This window comes from Allobosea massiliensis (genome assembly GCF_042655245.1).
Lineage (GTDB): Bacteria > Pseudomonadota > Alphaproteobacteria > Rhizobiales > Beijerinckiaceae > Allobosea > Allobosea massiliensis.
In genome coordinates this window covers 1-6805 of record NZ_JBHSLU010000081.1, presented here as the reverse complement: position 1 = coordinate 6805, position 6805 = coordinate 1, and the positions used below count along the sequence as shown (strand labels likewise).

The following is a 6805-nucleotide window of genomic DNA, read 5'->3' as shown; positions in this document are numbered from 1 at the left end:
CATACCGCTCTCCAGTTGCGCCGCTCCAGCCTGGCCGACGCTGCGCCCCGCGCCCGTTCGATCGGAGGTGACCGATGCAGCGATGCGCAAATCCCACATCCGGTCGCGGGAATCAATTGTTCAACGTCCGCGCACATGGCATTGGTAGGTCGCAGAGGCTGACTTCGGCTGTTTTCTTCTGCTCGGCATCGTCGAAGGCGATGTGGCTAAAGCTCCTACGGCAGGATCGCGGTGGCCTCCCGCGCCAGATCGAGCCCCTCCCTCAGCAGCGCCCTTGCCGCATCCCCGTCCATCGCCTCGACATAGACGCGCAGTTCGGGCGCGTTGCCAGAGGCGCGCAAATGGACGGTGTTGCCGTCGCCCAGAGTTAGACGCAGGCCGTCGCGCCTATCACGGGCGGCGACACCGCCATGCGCGGCGAAGCTTGCATTGCGGAAGGCCGGGTCCTCGGCATCGAGCCGCGCGATCAGCGTCGCGGTCTTCTCCTGCGGCACCTCCTGCAGGCGGTCCGACAGCGCGACGGCGAACTTCCGGTCGGCGGCAAGGCGGCTCAGCGAAGCGCCGGCTTCCGCCACGCCGGTCAGCACCGCCAGGATCGGCAGCACCGCGTCACGCGTCGGCAGGGCGGCGAGACTGCGCCCGTCGCGCTCGACATCCGAGCCGAGCAGCACGCCGCCATTCGCCTCGAAGCCGACCACACGGGTCGCGCCGCCGGCGGCGGCCTGCGCCATGCCGGCGATGACATAGGGCGAGCCGACGCGCGTGCGGACGACCTTCGGGAACAGGCCCGGCCGGTCCAGCGCCGAGTTCGAGGTGACGGGCGTGACGATCGCATCCGCGCCCAGAAACCCGGCCGTCAGCGCGCCGACGAGATCGCCGCGCAGGAAGCGGCCGGCTTCATCGGCGACGAGCGGCCGATCGGCATCGCCATCGGTCGAGACGATGGCGTCGAGCCGGCTTCCGCGCGCCCAGCCGGCTGCGAGCGCGACATCCTCGGGCCGCAGCGCCTCCGTATCGACGGGAATGAACCGATCCGATCGGCCGAGTGCCACGGGGTTTGCGCCCAGCGCCGCCAGAATCTCGCACAGCACATCGCGCCCCACGGCGGAGTGCTGATAGACTCCGACGGTAAGGCCATCCAGCGCCGCGGGCCCGAAGAAATCGACATAGCGGGCCCGATAGGCCGAGAGCGCGTCGAGACTGTCGGGTGTCGCGGCTTCGGCGGGCACCGCGGAGAGGTTCAATACCGCGTGATGGGCGAGGATGCGCCCTTCATCGGCTTTGTCGATCTCGCCCTGGCTCCGATAGAATTTCAGCCCGTTGCGATCATCCGGGATATGGCTGCCGGTGACCATGATCGCCGGCGCGCGGCCCTGCAGCGACGCCAGCGCCAGGGCCGGTGTCGGCACAGCACCGCAATCGACCGGGACCAGCCCCGCATCGGCGACCGCCCGCGCGCATTGTGCGGCGATCAGCGGGCTGGAGGAGCGCAGATCGCGCCCGATCAGCACCTCGCCGCCGGGACCGGCCGCGCCGTCCTCCGCGATCATCGCACAGAAGGCGCGGACATGGCTGTAGGCGGGCAGGCCGACCAGTTCGGAGACGAGGCCGCGCAGGCCGGAGGTTCCGAATTTCAGGCTGGTCATCACGACCGCCTGTAGATGTCTTCGATGCGCACGATGTCGTCCTCACCGAGATAGGATCCGACCTGGACCTCGATCAGTTCCAGCGGGATCTTGCCGGGGTTGGCCATGCGATGGACGCAGCCGATCGGCAGATAGATCGACTCGTTCTCGTGGATAACGATGGTCTCGTGGTTGCGCGTGACCTCAGCCGTCCCGCGGACCACCACCCAATGCTCGGCCCGGTGGAAATGCTTCTGGAGCGAGAGAATCCCACCCGGCTTGACGGTGATGCGCTTGACCTGGTGTCGGACGCCGAGATCGATCGAGAGGTACCGCCCCCAGGGACGCTGGACCTCGCGATGGGCGCCGGCCTCGGACTCCCCGCGGGCGGTGATCAGCGCCACCATGTCCTTGACCTTGTCGGCGCGAGACTTCGGCGTGACGAGCACGGCGTCGCGGGTGGAGATGACGGCGATGTCGTCGAGCCCGATGACCGCGACGAGAGCATCCTCCGAGCGGATCAGGTTGTTGGCGCCATCGAGCACATAGCCGCGCCCTTCGATCGCGTTACCCTCGCCATCCTTCTCGGCGAGATCCCAGACCGCCGACCAACCGCCGACATCCGACCAGCCGAAATGCCCGGGCAGCACCGCGGCCTTCTTGGTCCGCTCCATCACGGCGTAGTCGATCGAGATATTCTTGGCGCGGCCGAAGGCGGCGGCGTCCAGCACCAGGAAATCGAGATCGTTGCGAGCCTGGGTGACCGCCTCGACCACGGGGCCGACGACATCCGGCTCGAAGGCCTCAAGCTCGGCCTTCATCGTCGCGGCGTCGAAGATGAAGTTGCCCGAGTTCCAAAAATAACCGTCGAGGAGATATTGCGCGGCCGTTGGGGCATCGGGCTTCTCGACGAAGGCGGCCACCGCACGCGCGGCCTCGCCGATCGCCTCGCCCGGTTGAATATAGCCATAGCCGGTCGCGGGATGGGTGGGAGGAATGCCGATCGTGACGATCCGTCCTTCAGCCGCGACCTCGCTCGCCCGGCGGCAGGTCTCGACGAAGAGCGCGCCGTCCTGAACAACGTGGTCGGCCGCGAAGACGCCGACCACCGCATGGTCATCGGCCGCGAGCGCGAGCTGCGTCGCCGTCGCGACCGCGGCGGCCGAATCCCGCCGCGTCGGCTCCAGCACGATCTGGGCGCTGACGCCGATCGCCTGCAGCTGGTCGAGCACCGTGAAGCGGTACTCCGCATTGGTCACCACGATCGGTCGGCCGAAGACCGCGCCGTCCGAGAGAAGGCGCATGATCCGCTGGAAGGTCGAGACCTCTCCGAGAAGCGGAATGAACTGCTTGGGCATGGTGTCGCGCGAGACCGGCCAAAGGCGCGTGCCTGCGCCTCCGCACATCACGACAGGAACGAGTTTTCGCGACATCTTGGGCGATCTCCAGAGGCAGGCCTCAATAGGCCAGAGCCGTCATCGAATGCAACGCTTCCATCGTTCCGGATAGTTGAAGAGGGCGCAGAGCTGGCTCGGGAAATCTGGACACCGGGCATAGTAGGATTTTCGGTCTGAACGCGGCATGATTGCCGTGAACAGAAGCGGATATGACGAGACGCGTTCGCTGGAACCACAGCCCGGCTTTCAAGGCGAAGGTCGCTTTGGCGGCGATCAAGGGCGTCCCCATGGCGCGGGGCTTTGTGTATCTCACCGCCATCGTCGACTGATTCAGCCGCATAGTTCTGGCCCAGCGGCTCTCGATCACCACGGACGTCGCCTTCTGCATCGAGGCCCTCGAGGAGGCGATTGCGCGCTTCGGCAAGCCGGAGGTTTTCAATACCGACTAAGTCTCGCAGTTCACCAGCCGCGAGGTAAGCCTCCGGCGAGGGCCACGGGCTGACGGCGAACGCGTCTGGTAACGACGGCCGTCTGATTAAGCTGCGCTGCGGTGTTCGACCGTGGTGCGGCGCCAGTGCCAGGGCAGCAGTTCGGAGAGCTGGCTCTGTTGCGTCGCCGCGATGCGGGCGAGCACGTCGGCGAGCCAGGCCTGCGGGTCGACGTCGTTCAGTTTCGCAGTGGTGATGAGCGTCGCCATGATGGCGGCACGATCGGCGCCGCGGTCGGACCCGGCGAAGAGCCAGGCTTTCCGGCCGAGTGCAAAGCCGCGCAGGCTGCGCTCCGCAGCATTGTTCGTCAGGCAGATGCGACCGTCGTCGAGGAAGCCGGCGAAGCGGCTCCAGCGCTTGAGCATGTAGTCGATCGGCTTGGCGACCGACGACGAACACGACAGCGTGGGGCGCTTACTCTGCAGCCACGCGTGCAGGTCGTCGACGAGCGGCCTGGACTGCTCCTGCCGGACGCGCTGGCGGTCCTCGGGGCCTAAGCCGTTTATCGCGCGCTCGATGTCGAACAGAGCGTCGATACGCGTCACCGCTTCCAGCGCAATCGGCGAGACGGGCGCAGTGGATGGGCCGCGCCGTGCCGAGGCGGCGATGTCGGCGAGTTCGAAGAAGCGGCGGCGGGCATGCGACCAGCAGAGCGCCGACGTGACCGGCCCGCCCGGACGCGCGGGATCGTATAGCCCGTTGTAACCGCCATACGCGTCGGCCTGTAGGATGCCGCTCCAAGCCGCGAGGTGCGCGTCCGGATGCTCTTGCCGCCGGTCGCGCGAGGCGAAGTAGAACGCTGCCGGCGGATCGGCGCCGCCGAAGGGGCGGTCGTCGCGCACATAGGTCCAGATACGGCCGGCGTCGGTCTTGCCCTTGGCCAGGATCGGCACCGTGGTGTCGTCGGCGTGCAGGCGCTGCGCCGCCATGACATGCCGGGCGATCAACTCATGCAGCGGCTTCAGCGCCACCGTGGCCGCGCCGACCTGGTCGGCCAGGGTCGAGACAGCGAGGTCGATGCCTTCCCGGGCGTAGCGTTCGCTCTGGCGGTTGAGCGGTTGATGCTGACCGAACTTCTCGAACAGGATGGTGGCGAGCAGGTTCGGCCCCATAAAGCCGCGCGGCGTGACGTGAAAGGGTGCGGGCGGCTGCGTGATCGCCTCGCATGCCCGGCAGGTGAACTTCTCCCGCACCGTCTGGATCACCTTCCAGCTGCGTGGCACGACCTCCAGCGTCTCTGTCACGTCCTCACCAAGCTTCGCCAGCTTCATCGAGCCGCAACACGGGCAGGACGTCGGCGCGGCCACCAGCACCCTCTCGCGCGGCAGGTGCTCGGGGAAGGGTTTGCGCACGGGGAGGCGACGCTGCGCCAGCATGGGCGACGCCGCCTGGCGTGATGCCGCCTCCGCGGCGATCTCGTCCTCCGTGGCCTTTGCCTCCAGCTCTTCGAGCTGAAGCTCCATCTGGTCAATGAGCCGGGCCGTGCGCTCCGAGCGCTGGCCATAAAGCTCGCGGCGCAGCCTCTCGATCTGCAGCTTGAGATGGGCGATCATCGCCTCGGTGGACGATGCGGCGGCCTTGAGCTGCAGCGCCTCGGCGTCAAGACGGGAGGCTGTATCCCTGGCAAGCGCCGCCGCCGCTTCTGCCTCGATGCGGGCCTGGCGCTCCGCCAAGATCATCGCATGCGCCGCCGCCAGATCGGCTGGCAGCGGAGGCGAGGACGGTGATGGAAGGGCGGCGCTCACATCCAGGATGGAATCACATCCCCCTGCGAACGCAAGCAAAAAGGCGTTATCCGACCGACGTCGGACGCCATGTCTCGACAGGGTTGCGCCAGTCGATGCCGGACAGGAGATAGCCCATCTGCGCCGGCGTGATCGCGACGACGCCGTCGGCCGGCGAGGGCCACAGAAAGCGGCCCTTCTCCAGCCGGCGTACATAGAGGCTCGCTGCCTGCCCGTCGTGCCAGATCACCTTCAAAAGATCACCGCGACGCCCGCGGAAGCAGAAGATGTGGCCCCCGAGCGGATCGCGCTTCAAGACCTCCTGGGCCACCAGCGCCAGCGAGGCGAACCCCTTCCTCATATCGGTGTGGCCAGTCGCGAGCCACACCTTCACGCCGACCGGGACCGGGATCACCTGAGCGCCTCGAGGCCTCTCGCGAGCTTCAGGACGGCGTCCATATCGGCGGCGCCCTCGACGATCATCCTCCGACCCGACCGCAGGACGATCTCGATCCGCCCCGGCGTCAGCGCTGAGACCGCCAAGGCCGGCGGCGCACCAGCGCCCATCGTCCGCGCGTCTTCGCGCTGGTCAGTCTCGGGCGTCACGAGCATCGGAATGAAGCCTGAAGGCGTAGCGATTGGCTCGACAAGCAGCGCCCGCCGCCAGGCCAGCAATTGCGAGCGCGCGATCCCATGCCGTCGAGCCGTCGCTGAGATCTGACGCGGACCAGCCATGCTCTCCAGCACGATCCGCTCCTTCTCGCCGTCGCTCCAGCGGCGACGACGCCCCGTATCGACCACGTCGAGGCGATTCAAGACACTGTCAGTATGGCTGTCCATACTCACAGTGCTCAACGATTTGCATCACCCCGCGCAAGGCGGCCTACGCCGGACGCGTACGCCGCGAGCTCACCACCCTGCTGATCGGCGCAGGCATCAGGATCAGCATGGATGGCAAGCACACCTGGCGCTGCAACGTATTCGTCCAGCGCATCTGGAAATCGGTGAAATGCGAGGAGGTTTACCTGCACGCCTACGGCAGTTTGTCCAATTCGCGAGCCTCGATCGGTCAGTATCTTGCCTTCTACAACCGCCGGAGAACTCACCAAAGCCTGGGACGGCAGCGATACCGTTCACCGCGAGAATTCCTCGCAGACCGGTCAACTGCGGAGGACGTGCCCGGTCTGTGAGGGCAAAAACACAGCACTCACTCGAAGCGACAATCCGCAGACAACTGCTGAGCGTCGACATTCAATTTCGATAACTGATGGCAACTCACGGTCCGCGCTAAAAACTAACCGTTGCAGCGACGTTGCCAACGACCCACCCAATCGTGATTCCAAAACCCACGATGGCCGCAAATTCGGGAAGAGCCTCCCACGATAGGAAACGCCATGCCTGTCTCATTCGCCCCTCATTAAGGCAGCCACTCCTGCCGTCAACCTCTCCCTTACGGTCTGGGTTTGATCCGTCGCGGTCGTGTCCCTGCTGGTGGTGTAGCTTCGCAGAGCCACCGCGTGCCGGCTTTGGTCGGGCTGGTCAGGCGGCCACGGCTGGCAGGCTGACGATGG

At 66.6% G+C, this 6805-nt stretch carries 5 protein-coding genes and 2 pseudogenes; 2 read left to right on the top strand and 5 right to left on the bottom strand.

Translation table 11 applies throughout. The annotated features are described in order from the left end of the window. Window positions 1-215: 215 nt before the first annotated feature. Both ACFPN9_RS22295 and ACFPN9_RS22290 read right to left on the bottom strand, forming a co-directional pair. Window positions 216-1646: a phosphomannomutase gene (locus ACFPN9_RS22295; RefSeq protein ID WP_377817608.1), complete on the bottom strand. Its 1431-nt coding sequence runs from the start codon at window positions 1644-1646 to the stop codon at window positions 216-218. Beyond that, window positions 1646-3058, bottom strand: a complete 1413-nt coding sequence (locus ACFPN9_RS22290) for a mannose-1-phosphate guanylyltransferase/mannose-6-phosphate isomerase (RefSeq protein ID WP_377817607.1) — start codon at window positions 3056-3058, stop codon at window positions 1646-1648. Before ACFPN9_RS22290 ends, ACFPN9_RS22295 begins: the two co-directional genes overlap by 1 nt. A gap of 245 nt (window positions 3059-3303) precedes the next feature. Here ACFPN9_RS22290 and ACFPN9_RS22285 point away from each other — a divergent pair. Further along, window positions 3304-3468, top strand: a pseudogene (locus ACFPN9_RS22285) (DDE-type integrase/transposase/recombinase); the annotation flags it as partial. Between the two features lie 89 nt (window positions 3469-3557). Here ACFPN9_RS22285 and tnpC read toward each other — a convergent pair. The 3 genes from tnpC to tnpA all read right to left on the bottom strand — a co-directional run bounded on the left by tnpC (window position 3558) and on the right by tnpA (window position 6050). Next, entirely contained in the window at window positions 3558-5189 is a 1632-nt protein-coding gene (gene tnpC / locus ACFPN9_RS22280) for an IS66 family transposase (protein ID WP_377817609.1), read from the bottom strand. 112 nt (window positions 5190-5301) lie between these two features. Then, window positions 5302-5649 carry an IS66 family insertion sequence element accessory protein TnpB gene (gene tnpB / locus ACFPN9_RS22275; RefSeq protein WP_076443138.1) on the bottom strand — a complete coding sequence of 116 codons (348 nt, stop codon included), beginning with the start codon at window positions 5647-5649 and terminating at the stop codon, window positions 5302-5304. Further along, window positions 5646-6050 carry an IS66-like element accessory protein TnpA gene (gene tnpA, locus ACFPN9_RS22270; RefSeq protein ID WP_310095492.1) on the bottom strand — a complete coding sequence of 135 codons (405 nt, stop codon included), beginning with the start codon at window positions 6048-6050 and terminating at the stop codon, window positions 5646-5648. The genes tnpB and tnpA overlap by 4 nt, the downstream gene beginning before the upstream one ends. An 89-nt stretch (window positions 6051-6139) precedes the next feature. On the opposite strand from tnpA, the pseudogene ACFPN9_RS22265 reads away from it, so the two are divergent. Continuing rightward, window positions 6140-6424: pseudogene (locus ACFPN9_RS22265) on the top strand (integrase core domain-containing protein); the annotation flags it as partial. Between the last annotated feature and the right edge of the window lie 381 nt (window positions 6425-6805).

Excerpts from the sequence above, each read along its gene's own strand:
- ACFPN9_RS22295 (WP_377817608.1), bottom strand. The coding sequence starts at position 1,646 with ATGACCAGCCTGAAATTCGGAACCTCCGGCCTGCGCGGCCTCGTCTCC.
- ACFPN9_RS22290 (WP_377817607.1), bottom strand. The coding sequence starts at position 3,058 with ATGTCGCGAAAACTCGTTCCTGTCGTGATGTGCGGAGGCGCAGGCACG.
- tnpC (WP_377817609.1), bottom strand. The coding sequence starts at position 5,189 with ATGATCTTGGCGGAGCGCCAGGCCCGCATCGAGGCAGAAGCGGCGGCG.